General features: G+C 59.5%; 18 protein-coding genes and 1 tRNA gene. 1 reads left to right on the top strand and 18 read right to left on the bottom strand.

The features are described from left to right. From GGQ85_RS18945 to GGQ85_RS18915, 7 genes are all read right to left on the bottom strand, one after another. Positions 1–94 (bottom strand): GTP-binding protein (locus tag GGQ85_RS18945; RefSeq protein WP_139281446.1); only part of this gene is annotated, 94 nt, incomplete at its 3' end. A 39-nt stretch (positions 95–133) separates the two neighbouring features. Further along, positions 134–2206: an elongation factor G gene (fusA, locus tag GGQ85_RS18940; RefSeq protein WP_079446325.1), complete on the bottom strand. Its 2073-nt coding sequence runs from the start codon at positions 2204–2206 to the stop codon at positions 134–136. Positions 2207–2238: 32 nt separating this feature from the next. Next, positions 2239–2709 (bottom strand): 30S ribosomal protein S7, encoded by a 471-nt coding sequence (gene rpsG, locus GGQ85_RS18935; protein WP_079446324.1) that lies wholly within the window; start codon positions 2707–2709, stop codon positions 2239–2241. 15 nt (positions 2710–2724) lie between these two features. Then, a complete protein-coding gene (gene rpsL, locus GGQ85_RS18930) occupies positions 2725–3096 on the bottom strand; it encodes a 30S ribosomal protein S12 (RefSeq protein WP_009797142.1) in 372 nt (123 codons plus the stop codon). A 1180-nt stretch (positions 3097–4276) separates the two neighbouring features. Beyond that, the gene (locus GGQ85_RS18925; RefSeq protein ID WP_079446322.1) at positions 4277–4522 is read right to left on the bottom strand and encodes a hypothetical protein; all 246 of its coding nucleotides are present in this window, start codon (positions 4520–4522) and stop codon (positions 4277–4279) included. Positions 4523–4606: 84 nt separating this feature from the next. Further along, a complete protein-coding gene (locus tag GGQ85_RS18920; RefSeq protein WP_079446321.1) occupies positions 4607–5317 on the bottom strand; it encodes a Crp/Fnr family transcriptional regulator in 711 nt (236 codons plus the stop codon). 155 nt (positions 5318–5472) lie between these two features. Continuing rightward, positions 5473–6591, bottom strand: a complete 1119-nt coding sequence (locus GGQ85_RS18915; protein WP_309775813.1) for a GNAT family N-acetyltransferase — start codon at positions 6589–6591, stop codon at positions 5473–5475. Between the two features lie 171 nt (positions 6592–6762). Here GGQ85_RS18915 and GGQ85_RS18910 point away from each other — a divergent pair, with 171 nt between their 5' ends. Continuing rightward, positions 6763–7959 (top strand): FAD-dependent oxidoreductase, encoded by a 1197-nt coding sequence (locus tag GGQ85_RS18910; protein WP_309775812.1) that lies wholly within the window; start codon positions 6763–6765, stop codon positions 7957–7959. A gap of 150 nt (positions 7960–8109) precedes the next feature. Here GGQ85_RS18910 and GGQ85_RS18905 read toward each other — a convergent pair whose 3' ends face one another. The 11 genes from GGQ85_RS18905 to GGQ85_RS18855 all read right to left on the bottom strand — a co-directional run. Then, complete coding sequence (locus GGQ85_RS18905; RefSeq protein WP_374708926.1) at positions 8110–8367, bottom strand: PilZ domain-containing protein; 258 nt, start codon at positions 8365–8367, stop codon at positions 8110–8112. 233 nt (positions 8368–8600) lie between these two features. Beyond that, complete coding sequence (gene rpoC / locus GGQ85_RS18900; protein WP_079446317.1) at positions 8601–12800, bottom strand: DNA-directed RNA polymerase subunit beta'; 4200 nt, start codon at positions 12798–12800, stop codon at positions 8601–8603. A gap of 159 nt (positions 12801–12959) precedes the next feature. Continuing rightward, the gene (gene rpoB / locus GGQ85_RS18895) at positions 12960–17093 is read right to left on the bottom strand and encodes a DNA-directed RNA polymerase subunit beta (RefSeq protein WP_079446316.1); all 4134 of its coding nucleotides are present in this window, start codon (positions 17091–17093) and stop codon (positions 12960–12962) included. 566 nt (positions 17094–17659) lie between these two features. Then, the gene (gene rplL / locus GGQ85_RS18890; RefSeq protein ID WP_079446315.1) at positions 17660–18037 is read right to left on the bottom strand and encodes a 50S ribosomal protein L7/L12; all 378 of its coding nucleotides are present in this window, start codon (positions 18035–18037) and stop codon (positions 17660–17662) included. A gap of 54 nt (positions 18038–18091) precedes the next feature. Further along, the gene (gene rplJ, locus GGQ85_RS18885) at positions 18092–18610 is read right to left on the bottom strand and encodes a 50S ribosomal protein L10 (RefSeq protein WP_309775811.1); all 519 of its coding nucleotides are present in this window, start codon (positions 18608–18610) and stop codon (positions 18092–18094) included. A gap of 705 nt (positions 18611–19315) precedes the next feature. Beyond that, positions 19316–20008 carry a 50S ribosomal protein L1 gene (rplA, locus tag GGQ85_RS18880; protein WP_079446312.1) on the bottom strand — a complete coding sequence of 231 codons (693 nt, stop codon included), beginning with the start codon at positions 20006–20008 and terminating at the stop codon, positions 19316–19318. Positions 20009–20014: 6 nt separating this feature from the next. After that, positions 20015–20443 (bottom strand): 50S ribosomal protein L11, encoded by a 429-nt coding sequence (rplK, locus tag GGQ85_RS18875; RefSeq protein WP_079446311.1) that lies wholly within the window; start codon positions 20441–20443, stop codon positions 20015–20017. Positions 20444–20619: 176 nt separating this feature from the next. Continuing rightward, on the bottom strand, positions 20620–21150 hold the full coding sequence (gene nusG, locus GGQ85_RS18870) for a transcription termination/antitermination protein NusG (RefSeq protein ID WP_009797155.1): 531 nt from the start codon (positions 21148–21150) through the stop codon (positions 20620–20622). Between the two features lie 33 nt (positions 21151–21183). Then, positions 21184–21375 carry a preprotein translocase subunit SecE gene (gene secE, locus GGQ85_RS18865; RefSeq protein ID WP_079446310.1) on the bottom strand — a complete coding sequence of 64 codons (192 nt, stop codon included), beginning with the start codon at positions 21373–21375 and terminating at the stop codon, positions 21184–21186. Between the two features lie 257 nt (positions 21376–21632). After that, a tRNA-Trp gene (locus GGQ85_RS18860) sits at positions 21633–21708 on the bottom strand. 220 nt (positions 21709–21928) lie between these two features. Further along, on the bottom strand, positions 21929–22042 hold a 114-nt coding region (locus tag GGQ85_RS18855), incomplete at its 5' end, for an EF-Tu C-terminal domain-related protein (RefSeq protein WP_476638868.1).

The following is a 22042-nucleotide window of genomic DNA, read 5'->3' as shown; positions in this document are numbered from 1 at the left end:
TCGCAGCCGTCAATGACGTCTTGCCATGATCAACATGACCAATCGTCCCAATGTTGCAATGCGGCTTGTTACGTTCAAATTTCGCTTTGGCCATTTGACTCTCCGTTCAGTCGTTGACTGTCGCCAGCGACAATCAGGCAAACTTTTTCTGGACTTCTGCCGACACATTCGCCGGCGCTTCAGCGTAATGATCGAACTGCATGGTAAAGGTGGCGCGCCCCTGGCTCATCGAGCGCAGGTTATTCACGTAACCGAACATGTTCATGAGCGGCACCATCGCGTTGATGACGTTAGCGTTGCCGCGCATGTCCTGACCCTGGATCTGGCCGCGCCGCGAGTTGAGATCGCCGATGACCGATCCGGTATAGTCTTCAGGCGTCACTACCTCGACCTTCATGATCGGCTCGAGCAGCACCGACTTGCCCTTCTGCAGCGCCTCGCGGAAACAGGCGCGGGTCGCGATTTCGAACGCCAGTGCCGACGAGTCGACGTCATGGTATTTGCCGTCGATGAGTTGCACCTTGACATCGACCACCGGGAAGCCCGCAACCACGCCGGAGCCGAGCACGCTCTCGATGCCCTTCTCAACGCCGGGAATGTATTCCTTGGGCACCGCGCCGCCGACGATCTTCGACTCGAACTCGTAACCTTTGCCAGGCTCGCTCGGCTCGACAATGATCGTAACAGCCGCGAACTGACCGGTACCGCCGGTCTGCTTCTTGTGGGTGTAACTGTGCTCGACACGCTTAGTGACCCGCTCGCGGAACGCCACCTGCGGCGCGCCGATGTTGGCATCGACCTTGTAGGTGCGCTTGAGGATATCAACCTTGATGTCGAGATGGAGTTCGCCCATGCCCTTGAGGATGGTTTGGCCGGACTCCTGATCGGTGGAGACACGAAATGACGGATCTTCCGCCGCGAGTTTCGCCAGCGCGACACCGAGCTTTTCCTGGTCAGCCTTGGACTTGGGCTCGATTGCGATCTCGATGACCGGATCAGGAAACTCCATCTTTTCAAGGATCACCGGATGAGCTGAATCGCACAGCGTGTCACCGGTGCGCGCTTCCTTCAGGCCGGCCAGCGCGACGATGTCGCCGGCATAGGCTTCCTTGATGTCCTCGCGATTGTTCGCATGCATCAGCAGCATCCGGCCGATGCGCTCCTTCTTCTCGCGCGTTGAGTTGATCACGCCTGTGCCGCTCTGAAGAATGCCGGAGTAGATGCGACAGAACGTGATGGTGCCGACGAACGGGTCGTCCATGATCTTGAACGCCAGCAGCGACATCGGCTCCTTGTCGTCTGCGTGACGAACGACCTCGTTGCCCTTGTCGTCGGTGCCCTTGATGGCGGGCACGTCGAGCGGTGACGGCAAGTAAGCGACCACGGCGTCAAGAAGCGGCTGCACACCCTTGTTCTTGAACGCCGTACCGCACAGGACGGGATAGAACGCGCCGGTGATGACGGCCTTACGGATCAGCCCCTTCAGGGTAGCTTCATCCGGCTCGGTGCCATCGAGGTAGGCGGCCATGGCGTCATCATCGAGCTCGACGGCGGCTTCCACCAGCTTCTCGCGATATTCCTTGGCCTTGTCTGCAAGATCTGCGGGGATCTCGGCGATGTCGTACATCGCACCAAGCGCTTCGTTGTTCCAGACCAGCGCCTTCATGCGGACGAGGTCGATCATTCCCTTGAAGTTGTTCTCCGAGCCGATCGGAAGCTGCAACGCCACCGGGCGCGCGCCGAGCCGATCGACGATGTCGGCCAGACACTTGTAGAAGTCGGCGCCGGTCTTATCCATCTTGTTGCAGAAGACGATGCGCGGCACCTTGTACTTGTCGCCCTGACGCCAAACCGTTTCGGTCTGCGGCTCAACACCCTGGTTGCTATCGAGCACGCATACGGCGCCGTCGAGCACCCGCAAACTACGCTCTACCTCGATAGTGAAGTCGACGTGGCCGGGGGTATCGATGATGTTCAGACGCTTGCCGTCCCAGAATGCGGTGGTCGCGGCCGACGTAATGGTAATACCGCGCTCCTGCTCCTGCGCCATCCAGTCCATCGTCGCGGCACCTTCGTGCACTTCGCCGATCTTGTGGCTCTTGCCGGTGTAATAAAGGATGCGCTCGGTCGTGGTGGTCTTGCCGGCGTCGATATGCGCCATGATACCGAAATTACGGTAATCCTCGATGGCATGTTGGCGGGGCATGGAGCTGTCCTTAAATTCCTGTTGCGTCGCCGTTACCAGCGATAGTGCGAGAACGCACGGTTGGCTTCCGCCATCTTGTGCACGTCCTCCCGCTTCTTGACCGCGCTGCCCCGGTTGTTCGACGCATCGAGCAGTTCGGCCGAGAGCCGCTCCGTCATCGTCTTTTCGTTGCGCCCCCGCGCAGCCGTAATCAGCCAACGAATACCGAGCGCCTGACGGCGGGTCGAACGAACCTCCACCGGCACCTGATAGGTGGCACCGCCGACGCGACGCGACCGCACTTCGATGGTCGGCATGACATTTTCGAGCGCTTGCTCGAACACGGTCAGCGGACCCTGTTTGGTCTTGACCTCGATCAGGTCGAGCGCGCCGTAGACGATGCTTTCGGCGACCGACTTTTTCCCGGCATACATAATCGAGTTCATGAACTTCGTAATAACGACGTTTCCGAACTTCGGGTCGGGGAGCACTTCACGCTTTTCGGCAGAATGGCGACGCGACATCGTTTCTGTTCCCGCTTATTTCGGACGCTTCGCGCCGTACTTCGAACGACGCTGCTTGCGGTTCTTGACGCCCTGGGTGTCGAGGACGCCGCGGAGGATGTGATAGCGCACGCCCGGCAAGTCCTTCACGCGGCCGCCACGGATCATGACCACGGAATGTTCCTGAAGGTTGTGCCCTTCACCTGGGATATAACCAATGACCTCGAAGCCATTGGTCAGGCGCACCTTAGCGACCTTGCGCAGCGCCGAATTGGGCTTCTTCGGAGTCGTGGTGTAAACACGCGTGCACACGCCGCGCTTTTGCGGCGATTGTTGCAACGCAGGCACCTTCTTGCGCGACTTCTGTATGACGCGCGGACTTGCGATCAGTTGGTTGATCGTCGGCATCGTTCGCCTTCACCCTTATATTTACGCGAAACCCCGATCGGCTTCGCACTTCGTCCGGAGCTACCGCTCACCCGCTCGCGATGCATGAATGGTTTCACGCAAAACGAAATCGCGCCAACCGTTCACTGCTGAACGGGAAGCGCTTCGACGCCACAGAGGACCGCGACCAACGCCAACCGGAACGAACCGGCCAGCCTCCACCGAGGTCATGCATCCGAAATCAATCTTGAGAGATCTTGCTCAAGAGAATGACCATCGTCCTGGCATTGCCTAGCTATTTCGGCAGCGTCTGAGCAGCATTCGTCGAGGTTGGTGCCCGTCTCTATCAATCAAACCAGATAGAAAGGGTGGTCCGTTCCGACGTTAGTGGAGCTCACCGCCTGCCGTTAAGTGCGCGGGTTTTATCCACGGCGAGTCATCAAGTCAAGGCTGAAACGCCATAACAAAAGCACTTCTGACCGTTTCGTACCACCTTCCGCCTCACCCGGTTTCGGCAGGGCCGTCGGCACGCCGATGGCCGGATACCGTTCGTAACAATGGCCTTTTCGTCGCGACAGGCCCCCACCATCGGACGCTCCAGCTTGCTCCAGAAAGGGACACCACCGAATCCGGCTCCTGCCCGATTTCTCGCCGAGCAGTATCCCCAATCGCGCGTCGAATCAAAACGCCGCCCTGGCCCTGCGAATCTTCTGTCGATTTTGACAGGACCGCCACGAAACGGAACCACTCAAATTGAGCTACGATCTGCAGGCTCGCAGACCGAACTGGTCCTGACAGACGCCCTGCGACGGCTGGAATTCGTTATCGCGGGATGTCCGCCGGCGGGTGAAGTCGAATGAGTCGTCGCTAGGGGATGACCGCACGTCACGCGCAGAAGATAAGCTGAGCAACAGGCGCCGCTTCTCAAGCGCGTCAGCGACCGCAGGTTACCCGATCAAGGCAAGCGAACGCGCCGCTCACCGCTTCAAATGATTAACGCGTCTGGAAATGACGAGCCCAAGCTGCTGAGGCTGTAGCGCACGAAGCACTGGAAACCAGAAACGCCTGAATGGAGCTTGAGATACGGTTTTTTAACCGCAGCTGCCTGCAGCGGGGCCAACACAACGGGGGCCTCCGCGGCAGAAAGCGACGATGACATGTGAACCGCAATGGCGGCTCACATCATCTATTTGACTTTGACCTAGTGGCCGTGACCGTGGCCGTTCTTCGCTTCGCGATGAGCCAGCTCGCTCAGCAGCTTCTGAGCCAGAAGATCCTGCCCTACCTGATCGACGGGAAACGTGGTGGCGTTACCAAGATGGCCAATGGTGGCGCTTTTGGCACCCAGATCTCCCGAACCGGCATGGATCACCTTGCCATCCGAAGTGTATGAACCGTCGATCTGCTTACCCAGAGATTCATCGTAAAAAGAGATGTGTCGCGGCATCGGTGCACTCCTCCATTATTGGATTTCTTTGTGTACTGATGGAAACAGCGACCGTATAGCCAACTAGTTTACATAGTCGGGATTTTATTTGGTGAAAGAACCAGGCAGTAGCCTGTCGTACTCGCGCCGGACCGCGCGATAGCATTCGCAGGATGTGCGCTCCAACAGTCTACGGTCCAGTATGGTAATGATGCCGCGGCTGTATGTGAGAACCTGCAATTGCTGAAACTTTCTTAGCTCAGCATTAACGGCCACGCGGCTGACCACGAGCATTTCGGCCAGGAATTGTTGCGTAAGTCGAAGTTCGTCACCATCGACGCGATCGTGAGACTTCAACAGCCATCGTGCGCAGCGCTGAAGAAGCGTATGACTGGCGTTGCACGCAACGGACTGCATCACCTGTGCAAGGAACGCTCGTGAGTAGGCGTTGAGCTTGCGCCGAAATACTGGCAGACGCGCTTGCAGCTCCTGAAATTCCCGAAACGAAATCCGGATGCTGTCGCCGGAAACCTGGACGACGGCGCGATGCATGGATTGATCATCGCCCATGATGGCTCCGACGTTGATCATCCCCTCCCGTCCCGTGGTCGACGTCTCAGCTGTCCTGTCGGTCTTGAGCGGAGCGAGGTTGGAGATGATCGCAGTTTCGGGAAAGTACACATAATCGAATGGGCCGCGTGGTTCGTACAGCACGCAACCAAGCGGAAGTTGGACAAACTCACACAGCTTCTGAATTTCGATCCATTCCGTGTCCGGTATGCTCGCCAGAAGGCTGTTCTTTGGTCCGTGCACCATTGTCTCACGATCACCGGTTCTTGCGGCAGATCAAACCGGCGGCCGCAGTTTGGTTCTTTGCGCAACCAAAGGCAAGCCACGCCGGATTGACGACCTCGAAATACGGCATCGCTCCTCGGCTGCACTTTCGAAATAAGCCGAAGGCGATACGTCACTTATTTAGTCGCTTTCGGGTTGGCCGGCGTCGACCAACTCCGAACTTCGTCGCGAAGCCGACGGAGTTGCCCGTAGCCCCGTTGGCGAATGGCTTCCAGCAAAAACGTCGGCGATCGACCCGGCCCAACATCGACCAGCAGATCGACCATCTTTCGGCGGCCCGCCCAGAGCTGAGCCATAAAGCTCCGTTCGTAGGAACAGGAATCGATCGCTTCGATCCCCGCGGAGGAGAACAGGTCGTCCGTGATCTTGTCGATCAGCAACACGCCGGGTGAGTATTTCGCGTAGTCATGACTGAAGGCCGTTTTCCAAGTATAGGCCGTAGCGCCGCAATACATCAGCACCTGCGCGGCGATAGCCTGCCGATCAACACGAAGCAAAGCAACCGAAGCATTGCCCCGTTCGGCGAGCGCGGCGATCATCTGCCTGGCGAAGGCTGCATCCGCGGACTTGCATAACAAAGCCGTGCCGCGCGCTCCTTTCCAGCTTGCGGCTTCCAGCTTCAGAAACATCTCGAACGCCTCTCTCGTATCCGCGGCGCGGAGATTGACGATATCGACACTGCCTACGGCGGAAAGGCGGTTCCAATCCTGCCGCAGCTTCTTCCGGGTCGAGCCTGACCGTTTCACGCCAATATCAGGAGTCGCGTGAGGCCGCGCATTCTCAGACAGTCTGAGGTAGGCACAGCCCTGTTCCGTCAACGCATCAACAAGCGTTTCGAAGCTCCGGGCCTCGGCATCGAGCGATTTCAGAATGATCACCTTGGGCAGTGAGCGACTGTCACGGATCGCCGATAAAAAGCTTGGAATGACATCTCGGACGAAAGCAGGATCCACGACCGGACTGGAAAGAAAAGCGTAGTTGTAGGGCAATGCTTCAAGCACCGCGGGCCATAGCCGCGAAATTCTGCGAACCTGAAAGGCCCATACGCCAACCAACTTCTTGAGTCCGGTACTGTCGTCCCACGCCAGCAGAACATGGACGCTCGCAAACCCGCTCTCGTTTGCGGCCATCAGGGCAGCCGGATTCATGAACACATTGGATGACGCCCGCCGAACGAGATCGTCCCAGGGCGCCGCAAGGTCCAGTGTTGGTGAACAAATGTTTACTGAAATCATCAGACGCCTCGGATCATCCTCGGCGACCCACCCGGCCCGCGATACTGGTCCTCCCCCGTTGCTTTTCAGTTAAATTGTATCGAGACGGTCGCCCTTCGATCCTTTGACGCTTTCAAGATTTTATTTGCCTTTGCGGCGCAATAATAACCCTTCCGGAACGAGGACCAATCCATGCGCTATACGGATGTTGCGATCGTTGGCGGCGGACTGGCCGGCTCGACCACCGCCGCGATGCTGGGCCGTGCAGGCATCCCTGCGATCATGATTGATCCACATTTGACGTATCCGCCCGACCTGCGCTGCGAAAAGCTCGGCGGCACTCAACTTCCACGACTACGCAGGACAGGGCTTGAGGAAGAAATACTGCGGGCGACGACCATTGATGGCGAGATCTGGGAGGCGCGGTTCGGTTTTGTGGTGGCGAAAAAGCCAAGCGACCAGCACGGCGTGATGTACGACACTCTCGTCAATGCCATGCGTGCACAAATCTCGCCCAACGTCGAGATCCTAAACACGAAAGTCGTCGAGGTCGCCACGAGCGACGAACGCCAGCGCCTGGTGCTGGCCAATGGAGAAATAATTTCTGCGCGCCTGATCGTGCTTGCGAACGGTCTTAGCGTCAGCCTGCGTCATCTGCTCGGCCTCAGGCGCCGCGTCATCAGCGAATGTCATTCCGTGACGCTCGGCTTCAACGTCGTGCCGGTCGATCTATCGGCGTTTCCCTTCCCGGCCCTGACATATTGGCCGAAACGCTCTGGCGCACGGATGGCCTATCTCTCCCTGTTTCCGATCGGCAATACCATGCGGGCCAACATGATGGTCTATCGGCCAATCGACGACATCTGGTTTCGCGAATTCCGCAACAACCCCGAGGCGACGATGCGCGCGGTCATGCCCGGCCTCGACCGTATGACCGGAGGTTTCAAAGTTAGCGGACCGATCAAGATCAGACCGGCAGATTTGTATGTTACGGAAAATCATCGGCAGGCCAGGGTCGCTCTCGTCGGCGACGCTTTCGCGACCTCGTGCCCGGCCGCTGGCACCGGTACCGACAAGGTGTTTACCGACGTCGAGCGACTCTGCAATGTCCACATCCCGCACTGGCTCTCGACCGAAGGCATGGATCGCGCCAAGATCGAGACCTTCTACGACGACCCCGTCAAGATGGAGTGTGATGCATGGTCGGAGGCGAAAGCCTGGCATCTTCGTTCGCTATCTATTGACAATGGCCTGACCTGGCGCGCACGCCGATGGGCGCGCTTCATTGGGCGTCTGGCTCTGGGCCTGACCAGACCGATGAACAGATCCAACATGCGGCCATCCTCATCACCGCCGCGCCCGGAATCGCATGAAGGAGGATTGGCGTAGGGGCCTTAGACCGGGCTATAGCGTTTTCGAGCGAACTGGAAACCGGTTCGCGTGAAGAAGACGCCCCAAATCAAAAGATAGAGTGCTTCACCGTTTCCATGAAGCGGTGACAGACTCTGGTCATCTCCTTGAGAGCGGGACTTCGAAATTTCAGCGAATGAACTTGACGCCTAGCGTCCCCTGGCGTCGCCACACCACCTTGCACGAGTGCCCTTCTCTCGCGTCGCGGGAGAAAGCCAACCGGAAAACGCTTGGTACAGCGCCAGCGTCATCGACAGTAATCTTGGCGCCCGCAGCCGAGAGGTCGAGCACGATGCATGGCCTTGCGGCAAAACCGCCGTCCAGAGTGATCCAGGCCGATTGCCGGACCGACTTGCGGGCTACCCGTTTTCTTGCGGCGATCATCATCCTGCACTCCAGCGCACCATCTGCGCGCAGTATATCATTTCGCCTCGGCGGAGAGATAAATGCCTCGCGGAAAGACCGATTAGCTAAACTTGAAATTAATTTTTCCTCACGCTGACCGCATAAACTGTTTCCATTTCGGAAAAGCAGTGAGGTTGCGCGAAGGATTGCCTGATGCGGCACAACGAAAAAAGGCCGGCTTGCGCCGGCCCTTTTCATCTGAGATCAGCCGATGCCTACTCTGCCGGCGGTAGAGCCAGCGGTTCGGCCTCCGGCGCGGACGGCACGATCGTCGCCTGTTTTTCGCGCTCGTCGAGAATCAGCTTGTCGCGCTTGACCGCAACTTCGCGGATCTTGGCCATCGACGCGCCGGTACCTGCCGGAATGAGTCGACCCACGATGACGTTTTCCTTCAGGCCCTCGAGCGGGTCCACCTTGCCGTTGACGGCAGCCTCGGTGAGCACGCGCGTGGTTTCCTGGAATGACGCCGCCGAGAAGAACGAGCGGGTTTGCAGGCTGGCCTTGGTGATGCCGAGCAGAACCGGCGTTCCCGTGGCGATCTTCTTACCCTCTTCCTTGGCCTTGAGGTTGAGCCGGTCGAACTCGATCTTGTCGATTTGCTCGCCCGAGATCATGTCGGTCTCGCCCTGATCGGTAATCTCGACCTTTTGAAGCATCTGACGAACAATCACCTCGATGTGCTTGTCGTTGATGAGCACGCCTTGCAAGCGGTAAACTTCCTGGATTTCGTTGACCAGATAGGCAGCGAGTTCCTCGATGCCCTTGATCGCCAGGATGTCGTGCGGCGCGGGATTGCCATCGACGATAAAATCGCCCTTCTCGACGATGTCACCATCCTGCAGATGGATGTGCTTGCCTTTCGGAATAAGGTACTCGCGGGTCTCCTCGTCCTTGTCGACCGGCTCTATCGAGATGCGGCGCTTGTTCTTGTAATCGCGGCCGAACCGGATGGTGCCGGCGATTTCCGCGATGATTGCCGCATCCTTCGGCCTGCGAGCCTCGAACAGTTCGGCCACTCGCGGCAGACCGCCGGTGATGTCGCGGGTCTTGGCGCTCTCGGTCGAGATACGCGCCAGGATGTCGCCGGGTTTCACCTTGGCGCCAACGTCGACCGACAGAATGGCGTCTACCGACAGCATGTAGCGGGCGTCGCCGCCACGGGGTAGCTTCAGCACCTTGCCGTCCTTGCCCTTGATCACGATGGCTGGACGCAAGTCGGCTCCCCCACGCGTCGAGCGCCAGTCGATAACGATGCGCTTGGCAATACCGGTGGATTCGTCGAGCGTTTCGGAGATCGACTGACCTTCGACCAAATCCTCGAATCCGATAGTACCCTCAAGCTCTGTCAAAATCGGCCGGGTGTAGGGATCCCACTCGGCGATACGCTGGCCGCGCTTGACCATGTCACCTTCGTCAACGTGCATGCGCGCGCCGTATTGAATGCGGTGAGTTGCGCGTTCAGTGCCGTCCGCATCGACAACGGCGACAACCATGTTACGCACCATCGCAACCAGATTACCTTCGCCGTTTCTTGCGATCGCCCTGTTCCTGAACGTGATCTTGCCGTCGAAGTTCGACTCGATCACCGACTGCTCGTTGATCTGCGCAGCGCCACCGATATGGAACGTGCGCATCGTGAGCTGCGTGCCAGGCTCGCCAATCGACTGCGCCGCGATGACGCCGACAGCCTCGCCGTGATTGACGGGCGTGCCGCGAGCCAGATCACGGCCGTAGCACTTGCCGCAGATGCCGTTGACCAGTTCGCAAGTCAGGGCCGAGCGGATCTTGACTTCCTGGATACCGGCCCGGGAGATCTGATCGACATGGCTTTCTTCCATCAAGGTGTTACGCTTGACTACCACCTTGTTGTTCGCGGCATCACGGATGTCATCGCAGGCCGTGCGGCCCAGGATGCGCGATCCGAGTGACGCCACCACCGTGCCGGCATCGACGATAGCGCGCATCTTGATGCCGAGCTTGGTGCCGCAGTCATCCTGGGTGATGATGCAGTCCTGCGCGACGTCGACCAGACGGCGGGTCAAATAGCCCGAATTTGCGGTCTTCAACGCGGTGTCTGCGAGACCCTTGCGGGCGCCATGGGTCGAGTTGAAATATTCGAGAACCGACAACCCCTCCTTAAAGTTGGAGATGATCGGCGTCTCGATGATCTCGCCCGACGGCTTCGCCATCAGGCCGCGCATGCCGGCGAGCTGGCGCATCTGGGCGGGCGAACCGCGCGCGCCGGAATGCGCCATCATGTAGATCGAGTTGATCTGGGCCTCGACGCCCTTGGCGTCCTTCTTGGTCGAAGAAATTTCCTTCATCATCTCCTTGGCGATTTCCTCCGTCGCCTTGGACCATGCGTCAACGACCTTGTTGTACTTCTCGCCATGCGTGATCAGACCATCGTTGTACTGCTGCTCGAAATCCTTCGCCAGCGTACGCGTGGTGTCGACGATCTTCCACTTTCCATGCGGGACCACCATGTCGTCCTTACCGAAGGAGATTCCGGCCTTGAACGCATTGTAGAAGCCGAGCGCCATGATCCGGTCGCAGAAGATCACCGTCTCCTTCTGACCACAGTGGCGATAGACTTGATCGATCACGCCGGAGATTTCGCGCTTGGTCATCAGCTTGTTGATGACGTCGAACGAGATCTTTGGCGACTTCGGCAGCACCTGGCCGAGCATGACGCGGCCGGCAGTGGTTTCGATCAGACGCTTTACGGACTCGCCATCCTCGCCGATCACATCCCAGCGATACTTGATCTTGGTATGAAGATGGATGACGCGGGAATGGAGCGCATGCTCCAGCTCGGCCATATCGCCGAACACCTTGCCTTCCCCGGGCAAGCCCTCACGCATGATCGAAAGATAGTAAAGACCGAGCACGATGTCCTGGCTGGGAACGATGATCGGCTGACCGTTCGCCGGGTGCAGGATGTTGTTGGTCGACATCATCAGCACGCGCGCCTCTAACTGCGCCTCGAGCGAAAGCGGAACGTGGACGGCCATCTGGTCGCCATCGAAGTCGGCGTTGAAGGCGGCGCAGACCAGCGGATGAAGCTGGATCGCCTTACCCTCGATCAGAACCGGCTCGAACGCCTGAATACCGAGCCGGTGAAGCGTCGGCGCGCGATTCAGGAGCACCGGGTGCTCACGAATGACCTCATCGAGAATATCCCAGACCTCGGGACGTTCCTTTTCAACGAGCTTCTTTGCCTGCTTCACGGTCGTAGACAGACCCTTGGCATCGAGCCGCGAATAGATGAACGGCTTGAACAGTTCCAGCGCCATCTTCTTCGGCAAGCCGCACTGGTGCAGCTTCAGTTCGGGACCGACGACAATGACGGAGCGGCCGGAATAATCGACACGCTTGCCGAGCAAGTTCTGCCGGAAGCGCCCCTGCTTGCCTTTCAGCATGTCGGCGAGCGACTTCAGCGGCCGCTTGTTTGCGCCGGTGATGACGCGGCCGCGACGGCCGTTGTCGAATAGCGCATCAACCGCTTCCTGAAGCATTCGCTTCTCGTTACGGATGATGATGTCAGGCGCACGCAGCTCCATCAGCCGCTTCAGACGGTTGTTGCGGTTGATGACGCGGCGATACAGATCGTTGAGGTCGGACGTGGCGAAGCGGCCGCCGTCGAGCGGCACCAGTGGACGCAAGTCCGGCGGAATCACCGGCACCACGGTGAGGATCATCCACTCCGGCTTGTTGCCGGAAAAGCGGAAGGCTTCGACGATCTTCAGGCGCTTGGCGAGCTTCTTGTGCTTGATATCGGACTCAGTCGCCTGCATCTCCGCGCGCAGTTCCGCCTCAAGCCTCTCGAGTTCAAGGCCCTTCAGCAATTCCCGGATCGCTTCGGCGCCAATCATGGCGGTGAAGCTGTCCTGGCCGTATTCGTCCTGCGCGCGAAGGTATTCCTCTTCCGACAGCAACTGACGGTCCTTGAGCGCAGTAAGACCCGGCTCCAGAACGACGTAGTATTCGAAGTAGAGAATGCGCTCGAGATCCTTCAGCGTCATGTCGAGCAAGAGGCCGATGCGGGAGGGCAGCGACTTCAGAAACCATATGTGGGCAACGGGTGCAGCCAGCTCGATATGACCCATGCGCTCGCGGCGCACGCGCGATAGCGTCACTTCGACCGAGCACTTCTCGCAGATGATGCCCTTGTATTTCATCCGCTTGTACTTGCCGCACAGGCACTCGTAGTCCTTGATCGGACCGAAGATGCGCGCGCAGAACAGGCCGTCACGCTCCGGCTTGAACGTGCGGTAGTTGATCGTCTCCGGCTTTTTGATCTCGCCGTAGGACCACGACAAAATTTTCTCCGGCGACGCGATCGAAATCCGGATCTGGTCGAAGACCTGGGCCGGAGTCGTCGGATTGAATAAATTCATTATTTCTTGGTTCATGGTCTTCTCCTCGACGGCCGCGTTCCGGATGCTGCGCGAGCCGAGATCCGGTGCGCTGCCGATCCGGAACCTTAACGGTCCGCGGAATTCGTTGCGGTCCCGGTTTTGCGACGCATCGCTGTACGATGCGCCGCGCCGGGAATAGGCGTTCTCAAACTGCTACTCGGCCGCTTCGGACATGCCGCCGACTTTGGAGTTGTGCAGATCGACATTCAGGCCCAGTGAGCGCATTTCCTTGACCAGCACGTTGAACGATTCCGGAATGCCTGCCTCGAAAGTATCGTCGCCTCGCACAATGGCCTCATAGACCTTGGTACGGCCCGCGACGTCGTCCGACTTCACCGTCAGCATTTCCTGGAGCGTGTACGCCGCGCCGTAAGCCTCGAGGGCCCACACCTCCATTTCGCCGAAACGCTGGCCACCGAACTGCGCCTTGCCGCCCAGCGGCTGCTGGGTGACGAGCGAGTAAGGTCCGATCGAGCGCGCGTGGATCTTGTCATCAACAAGGTGGTGCAGCTTGAGCATGTAGATGTAGCCCACCGTAACCTTGCGATCGAACGAGTCACCGGTCCGCCCGTCATAGACGGTCGACTGGCCTGACCTGTCCATGCCAGCGAGCTCGAGCATCTGCTCGATATCGGCTTCCTTGGCGCCGTCGAACACCGGCGTTGCGATCGGAACGCCGCGGCTCAGATTGCGGCCGAGCTCGACGAGTTCATGATCGTTGAGCGATTTGATGGTCTCGTTGTCGCCATAGACCTTCTTGAGCGTCTCCTTCAGCGGCTTGGTTTCCTGCTTCGCGCTCGCGAGATAGGCATCGACAGCCTGTCCGATCCGCCTGCCAAGGCCGGCGCATGCCCAGCCGAGGTGAGTTTCGAGAATCTGACCGACGTTCATGCGCGAGGGCACGCCGAGCGGGTTAAGCACGATATCGGCGTGGGTGCCGTCCTCGAGGAACGGCATGTCCTCGATCGGAACGATCTTCGAGACCACACCCTTGTTGCCATGACGACCAGCCATCTTGTCGCCAGGCTGAATCTTGCGCTTCACGGCGACGAAGACCTTGACCATCTTCATCACGCCGGGCGGCAACTCGTCACCACGCTGCAGCTTTTCGACCTTGTCGAGGAAGCGCTGCTCGAGGCCCTTTTTCGACTCGTCGTACTGCTTCCGCATGGCCTCGATCTCGGCCATCAGCTTGTCGTTTGGCGATGCGAACAGCCACCACTGCGACTTCGGATATTCCTCGAGCACCGACTTGGTGATCTTGGTATCCTTCTTGAAGCCCTTCGGGCCGGCAATGCCCTGACGGTTTTCGAGCAGATCAGCGAGGCGGCCGTAGACGTTGCGGTCGAGAATCGCCTGCTCGTCGTCGCGGTCCTTGGCAAGACGCTCGATTTCTTCCCGCTCAATTGCCAGCGCACGCTCATCCTTGTCGACACCGTGGCGGTTAAAGACGCGGACCTCGACAATCGTGCCCTGCACGCCCGGAGGCACGCGCAAGCTGGTGTCGCGAACATCGGAAGCCTTCTCGCCGAAGATCGCGCGCAACAGCTTTTCTTCCGGGGTCATCGGGCTTTCGCCCTTCGGCGTGATCTTGCCGACCAGGATGTCGCCCGCGCGGACCTCGGCGCCGATGTAGACAATGCCGGCTTCATCGAGGTTCTTCAGCGCTTCTTCCGAAACGTTCGGAATGTCGCGTGTGATTTCCTCGGGACCCAGCTTGGTGTCGCGGGCCATCACTTCGAATTCCTCGATATGGATCGAGGTGAAGACGTCTTCCTTGACGATCCGCTCCGAGAGCAGGATCGAGTCTTCGAAGTTGTAGCCATTCCACGGCATGAACGCGACCAGCACGTTACGGCCGAGCGCGAGTTCGCCGAGATCGGTGGACGGGCCGTCCGCGATGATGTCGCCCTTTTTGACGATATCGCCGACCTTCACCAATGGACGCTGATTGATGCAGGTCGATTGGTTCGAGCGCTGGTACTTCATGAGACGATAGATATCGACACCCGACTTGGTCGGATCGAGATCTTCCGTTGCGCGGATAACAACGCGGGTGGCGTCGATCTGATCGATCACGCCCGAGCGGCGCGCGGCGATCGCTGCGCCCGAGTCGCGGGCGACCACGCCTTCCATGCCGGTGCCGACGAACGGCGCCTCGGCGCGCACCAGCGGCACCGCCTGACGCTGCATGTTCGAGCCCATCAGCGCGCGGTTGGCGTCGTCGTTCTCGAGGAACGGAATGAGCGCCGCGGCGACCGAGACGAGCTGCTTCGGCGACACGTCCATGAAGTCGACCTTGTCCGGCGTCACCGGCAGCACCTCGCCGGCATGACGGCAGACCACGAGGTCTTCAGTGAAACGGCCGCGGTTGTCGAGCGGCAGGTTGGCCTGCGCGACGTGATAGCGGCCCTCTTCCATCGCCGAGAGATAGACCACCTCGTCGGTGACGCGGCCGTCCTTCACCTTGCGATACGGTGTCTCGACGAAGCCGTATTTGTTGACGCGCGCGAACGTCGCGAGCGAGTTAATAAGGCCGATGTTCGGACCTTCCGGCGTCTCGATCGGGCAGATACGGCCGTAGTGCGTCGGATGCACGTCGCGCACCTCGAAGCCTGCGCGTTCGCGTGTCAGACCACCCGGCCCGAGCGCCGACAGGCGGCGCTTGTGGGTGATCTCCGAGAGCGGGTTGGTCTGATCCATGAACTGCGAGAGTTGCGACGATCCGAAGAACTCGCGCACCGCAGCAGCCGCGGGTTTGGCGTTGATCAGATCCTGTGGCATCACGGTGTCGATGTCGACGGAGGACATCCGCTCCTTGATGGCTCGCTCCATGCGCAACAGGCCGACGCGATACTGGTTTTCCATCAGTTCACCGACCGAGCGCACGCGACGGTTGCCAAGGTGGTCGATATCGTCGATCTCACCCCTGCCGTCGCGCAGGTCGACTAGCGTCTTGATGACCGCAAGGATGTCTTCCTTGCGCAGCGTGCGATACGTGTCCGGCGCATCAAGATCGAGGCGCATGTTCATCTTGACGCGGCCCACGGCGGACAGATCGTAGCGCTCGGCGTCGAAGAACAGCGACTGGAACATGTTCTGCGCCGACTCCAGCGTCGGCGGCTCGCCCGGACGCATCACCCGGTAGATGTCGAACAGCGCGTCCTCCCGCGTCATGTTCTTGTCAGCGCTGAGCGTGTTGCGGATGTAAGGACCGACGTTGACATGGTCGATGTCGAGCAGCGGCAATTCCTTATAGCCGTGCTCGTTCAGCCCCTTCAGCGACTTCTCGGTGATTTCCTCGCCGGCTTCGGCGTAGATCTCACCGGTTTTGGGATTGACGAGATCCTCGGCGAGATACATGCCGACCAAATCGTCGTCGCTCATGCGCAGTGCCTTCAGCCCCTTCTCCTGGAGCTGGCGCGCGGCGCGAACCGTAAATTTCTTACCGGCCTCGAGCACGACCTTGCCGGTATCAGCGTCGATCAGGTCGTTCAGCGTCGAATAGCCGCGAAAGCGAACTGGATCATAGGGCACGCGCCAGCCGTCTGAATTGCCGCCGGATTTCGCGCGCTTGTAAATGATCTTTTTGTAGAACGTGCTGAGGATTTCCTCGCCGTCGAGGCCGAGGGCGAACATCAGCGACGTCACCGGAATTTTGCGGCGACGGTCGATGCGCGCGAACACGATGTCCTTGGCATCGAACTCGATGTCGAGCCACGAACCGCGATAGGGAATGACGCGCGCGGCGAACAGCAACTTGCCTGACGAATGGGTCTTGCCCTTGTCGTGATCGAAGAACACGCCGGGCGACCGATGCATCTGCGAGACGATGACGCGCTCGGTGCCGTTGACGACGAAGGTGCCGTTCATTGTCATGAGCGGAATGTCGCCCATGTAGACGTCCTGCTCCTTGATGTCCTTCACGGACTTCGCGGCGGTTTCCTCGTCGATATCGAATACAATGAGGCGGAGCGTCACCTTCAGCGGCGCGGCATAGGTCATGCCGCGCTGGCGGCACTCGTCGACGTCATACTTCGGTGCCTCGAATTCGTAGCGCACGAATTCAAGCTGCGAGGTGCCCGAAAAGTCGTTAATCGGAAACACTGATTTGAAAACCGCCTGCAAGCCCTCGTCGAGCCGGCCACCCTCCGGTTCGGCGACCATCAGGAACTGGTCGTAGGACGCCTTCTGAACCTCGATCAGGTTTGGCATCTCGGCGACTTCCCGGATATGCCCGAAGAACTTGCGAACCCGCTTGCGACCGGTGAACGTCTGCTGCACCATCGTGGCCTCTCATGTCGTCGCCCGTGAGGGGCGAACCTTCCGAAGCGCGATTGACATCGCCTCCAGGGTGAATCTCGGAACGCTCTCAAGAGCGGCACGCATATGTCAGGACTTAAATCCTGAACTGGAACGCCAGGCTCGCAGAACGCAAAACGACGCGCGGGGTGCAGGGATGCACCCGCCCGTCAAAATCATATCCAAACGGACCGAAAAAGCCCGAAATCGCTGCTCTCCCAACAGCTTATGAGAGAACGCCGCCGTTCCCACCATATGCTGCGCTTTCGTGCTGCCGTCCCGATATGGGATGGCAATCGTGGAGATTCGAGGGACGCTCCCCTGAATCTCCACACTTTTCTGTGTACAACCGGCCAGAGCAAAGCTTGGCAGTTGCGCCCGGATGAAACGCGATTCCGACCGCGCCCATCCGGGAAATCTCGTTACAACTTACCGCCTCCGTTGTGGCGAGGCCGTCCCGGCCATCCACGCCTTTGGCGAAGCGATCCCCGGATCTCGTTGACGCTCGCCAAACTGACGAAGAAAACCGGATCTCGCTCAAAGAACTGCGGTTACTTAAGCTCAACCTTGGCGCCGGCCTTCTCAAGCTGCGCCTTGATTTTCTCGGCTTCGTCCTTGGCAACGCCGTCCTTGACGGGTTTCGGCGCACCTTCGACGAGGTCCTTGGCTTCCTTGAGGCCAAGGCCCGTGATGGCGCGAACTTCCTTGATGACCTCGATCTTCTTGTCACCGGCGGACGCGAGCACGACCGAGAACTCGGTCTTCTCTTCAACCGCAGCGGCACCGCCGCCAGCGCCCGGCGCCGCCGCAACCGCAACCGCGGCAGCCGCCGACACGCCCCACTTTTCTTCAAGCAGCTTCGCCAGTTCGGCAGCCTCGAGCACGGTCAGCGCCGAGAGGTCATCAACAATCTTCTGCAGATCAGCCATCGATGTGTTCCTTTAACGTATTCGGTTCGAACCAGATTCAACTTGCGAAGGGCCTCACGCCGCTTCGCCCTTTGAGGCATAGGCCTGAACGACGCGCGCGAGCTTGGCCGCGGGCGCGGTCGAGAGCTGAGCGATCTTGGTCGCCGGCGCCATCAGGAGGCCGACCAGCTTGCCGCGCAGTTCATCGAGGGACGGCAGCGAGGCCAAGGCCTTGACGCTGTCGACGTTCAGAACGGTTTTACCCATCGAACCGCCGAGAATGACGAAGCTTTCATTCGTCTTGGCGAATTCGACGGCAACCTTCGGCGCCGCCACCGGATCGTTGGAAGTCGCGATCACGGTCGGTCCCTTCAGCAGGGAGCCGATGGCAACGACGTCTGTGCCTTCAAGAGCAATTTTGGCGAGACGGTTCTTCGAGACCTTAACCGACGCACCCGCCTGCTTCATCTGCATACGCAGCTTCTGCATCTGGGCCACGGTGAGGCCGGAATAATGAGCGACGACCGCAACGCCCGTGGCCTTGAAGACCTCGTTCAGCGCCTCGACCGCCTCTTTTTTTGCCGCTCGTTCCACAGCAAGCTCTTTCCGTTTGGCGACCTTTGTCTCAAGGCTGAGGCCGCCGGGTTATACCCATCGTCCCGCCCAAAACCTGATCCCAAAGCACTTGTCCCACAAGACACCTGCCTCAAGACACACGCCGGGCGCGACGACAATTCAGTAGCCTGCCCTCCCGAGCCTGACGGCCTGGCGGCCGGATGGCACGGGGTGTCGAGGTTCGAACCCAATTCGCAGCCATCGCTTGCCGCGATGAAAAGCGAAACCCGGTCTTCACCCGTCTATGCAGGCCATGCAATTAAGCCATTGGACGAACTTGCGTTCGGCCGTCGGCGCCTGCAGTCTCGGACAGGACGGGATCAACAGCACCGTCCCTGACGGGACGATCGAAGACCCCTGTTCGCACCCGCGCCCCAGCCAAATTAGCATCCTGTCCTCCCCGAACCATCCGAATGGACATGCGGAAAGGAAAGATCTCCAATCTCATTGGGTTTTTGGAAGCGAACACCGCCGCGCCAGCGAGAGCCAGCACGTCCGGAGCGTGGTGTTTAACGAATCTTTGCCACGCTGCCAAGTTCTAAATCATGCAATTTTCCGGCCAGCTTCAGAAAAGCTCGCACCGCACTCGACGACGTCAACGGGACCGCCTGCCGCGCGGTCAAGAAAAATCAAGGCAGGCCCGGAAAACTCCGATCCCGCCTTGCTTGTCGTAGATTCTCGGCCTCAGCCGAGCACGGTTCCCGGCTCGACCTTGACGCCCGGTCCCATGGTCGAAGACACCGCAATGCGCTGGATGTAGGTGCCCTTGGCGCCAGCCGGCTTGGCCTTCGCTACCGCATCCGCCAACGCCTTGATGTTCTCGACGAGCTTCTCTTCCGAAAACGAAGCCTTGCCGACACCGGCCTGCACGATACCGGCCTTCTCGACGCGGAATTCCACCGAACCGCCCTTGGCACCCTTCACGGCGCCGACGACATCCATGGTCACCGTGCCGATCTTCGGGTTCGGCATCATGCCCCGCGGACCGAGCACCTTGCCGAGACGGCCGACCAGCGGCATCATGTCCGGCGTGGCGATGCAGCGATCGAATGCGATCGTACCGCCCTGCACGGTCTCAACCAGATCTTCCGCACCAACGACGTCCGCGCCTGCTGCCTTGGCTTCCTCGGCCTTGGCACCGCGCGCAAACACGCCCACGCGCAGCGTGCGGCCGGTGCCGTTCGGCAGACTGACGACGCCGCGCACCATCTGGTCGGCGTGACGTGGATCGACGCCGAGATTCATGGCGATCTCGATCGTCTCGTCGAATTTTGACTTGGCGCGTTCCTTGATCAGCTTGATCGCCTCGGCGATCGGGTAAAGCTTTTCCCGATCAATGCCTTCGCGAGCCTTCTTCAAACGTTTTCCGGTTGCCATGGTTCGTTACTCCGCCACCTGAAGGCCCATCGAGCGGGCAGAGCCCTCGACCATGCTCATGGCCGATTCGACAGTGTCGCAATTGAGGTCCTTCATCTTCTTCTCGGCGATCTCGCGCACCTGCGCCTTGGTCACCTTGCCGGCGGAATCGCGGCCCGGCGCCTTTGAACCGGACTGGATTTTCGCCGCCTGCTTGAGGAAGTAGGACATCGGCGGGGTCTTCATCTCGAAGGTGAAGGAACGATCGGCATAGATCGTGATCACCACCGGAATCGGCGTATTCTTTTCTTCCTTCTGCGTCTGGGCGTTGAACGCCTTGCAGAATTCCATGATGTTGAGACCGCGCTGACCAAGCGCGGGACCGATCGGTGGCGACGGATTCGCCGCACCGGCCGGTACCTGCAATTTCAGGTATCCGGTCACTTTCTTTGCCATGCGTTACTCCTGTTGGTGGTTACGGCTTGAGACGGCTGGCGACCGCCCTCACCTCCCACGGCTTCCGCGGAAATTCCCTTCCGCACGTCATGGCCGGGCTTGTCCCGACCATCCACGTCTTCACAACCGTTCCACGACGAAAGACGTGGACGCCGGGCGGAACGCCGGGCAGACGGCTAAACCTTCTCGACCTGACCGAACTCCAGTTCGACCGGCGTTGCGCGGCCGAAGATCGACACCGCGACCTTCACGCGCGAGCGCGCCTCGTCGATTTCCTCAACCACGCCGGAGAACGACGCAAACGGCCCGTCGGCCACGCGAACATTCTCGCCAATCTCGAACGACACCGACGCCTTGGGCCGCTCCACACCTTCCTGCACCTGATGCATGATGCGCATGGCCTCGGCTTCCGAAATCGGCATCGGCTTGTTTTCCGCGCCGAGAAAGCCCGTGACCTTCGGAGTGTTCTTGATGAGATGGAACGCCTCGTCGGTGAGGTTCATCTTCACCAGGACGTAACCCGGAAAGAACTTGCGCTCGGTATCGACCTTGCGGCCGCGCCGGACCTCCGTGACCTTCTCGGTCGGCACCAGCACCTGCTCGAAGAGATCCTCAAGCCCCCGCTGCTTGGCCTGCTCCCGGATCGATTCCGAGACCTTTTTTTCGAAATTCGAATAGGCGTGGACGATATACCAGCGCATGCTCATGGTTCAGTTCCGTTGCGCGAGTCGCTCGTGTCTTCAATGAAGACTCAGGACGAACGTAATGAAAAAACGGATTAACTGATCCGTGAAGAAGAAGAAGATCGACGCCAGTGCCACCATCAGGAACACCATGATCGTTGTAACCGTGGTTTCGCGGCGGGACGGCCAGGTGACCTTCGCAGTCTCGGTGCGCACTTCCTGCAGGAATTTGAACGGGCTGAAAGCCATCGTTGATGATCCGCGTTCGTTTGTGCCGGTCTGGTTTCGGAGATCCGGACAGACTCTCGCGCGCGCCCACCCCTCCTTTGAGGGTAGTCGCCCAGCGGGCTCGACTGTCCGGGAAATTCAAGGCCGCGTCGGATGTCCGTAAAATCGGGCCGACAGCAGGTGCCGCTATCTACTGCTGGCGGCTGGAAAGGTCAAGGGATGGTCAGCAGTCCTGCTAAGCAACTGTGCTTGGGGACGATTGGAGATGCACGATTGACTGGCAGGAGTGGCAGGGCTCGAACCTGCGACCCCCGGTTTTGGAGACCGGTGCTCTACCAATTGAGCTACACTCCTGTGAGGGCTGCGTCGCCGCAGACCCTAGCCGTTTCAAGCATGACGGGCGCCCTGATTGCAAGTGGCAAGCAATCCCGGATCGCGAGTTCCTGCGAGGCTGCCTCTTCTGGCCGACGCTTACTCGATGATGCTGGCGACGACGCCTGCTCCGGCCACAAGTGCGGTCTACCGCACTTGTGCAAGGTTTAACTCGGTCGGTGCTGACGGTTTGTTGCGGTGATCATTCAATGATCGACGCCACGACGCCTGCTCCGACGGTACGTCCGCCCTCGCGGATGGCGAAGCGCAGTTTCTCTTCCATCGCGATCGGCACGATCAGGTGCACTTCCATCGC

The organism is Nitrobacter vulgaris (assembly GCF_031453995.1).
GTDB lineage: Bacteria > Pseudomonadota > Alphaproteobacteria > Rhizobiales > Xanthobacteraceae > Nitrobacter > Nitrobacter vulgaris.
The sequence above is the reverse complement of the archived record's forward strand: the minus strand, read 5'-3'. Positions and strand labels throughout refer to the sequence as shown.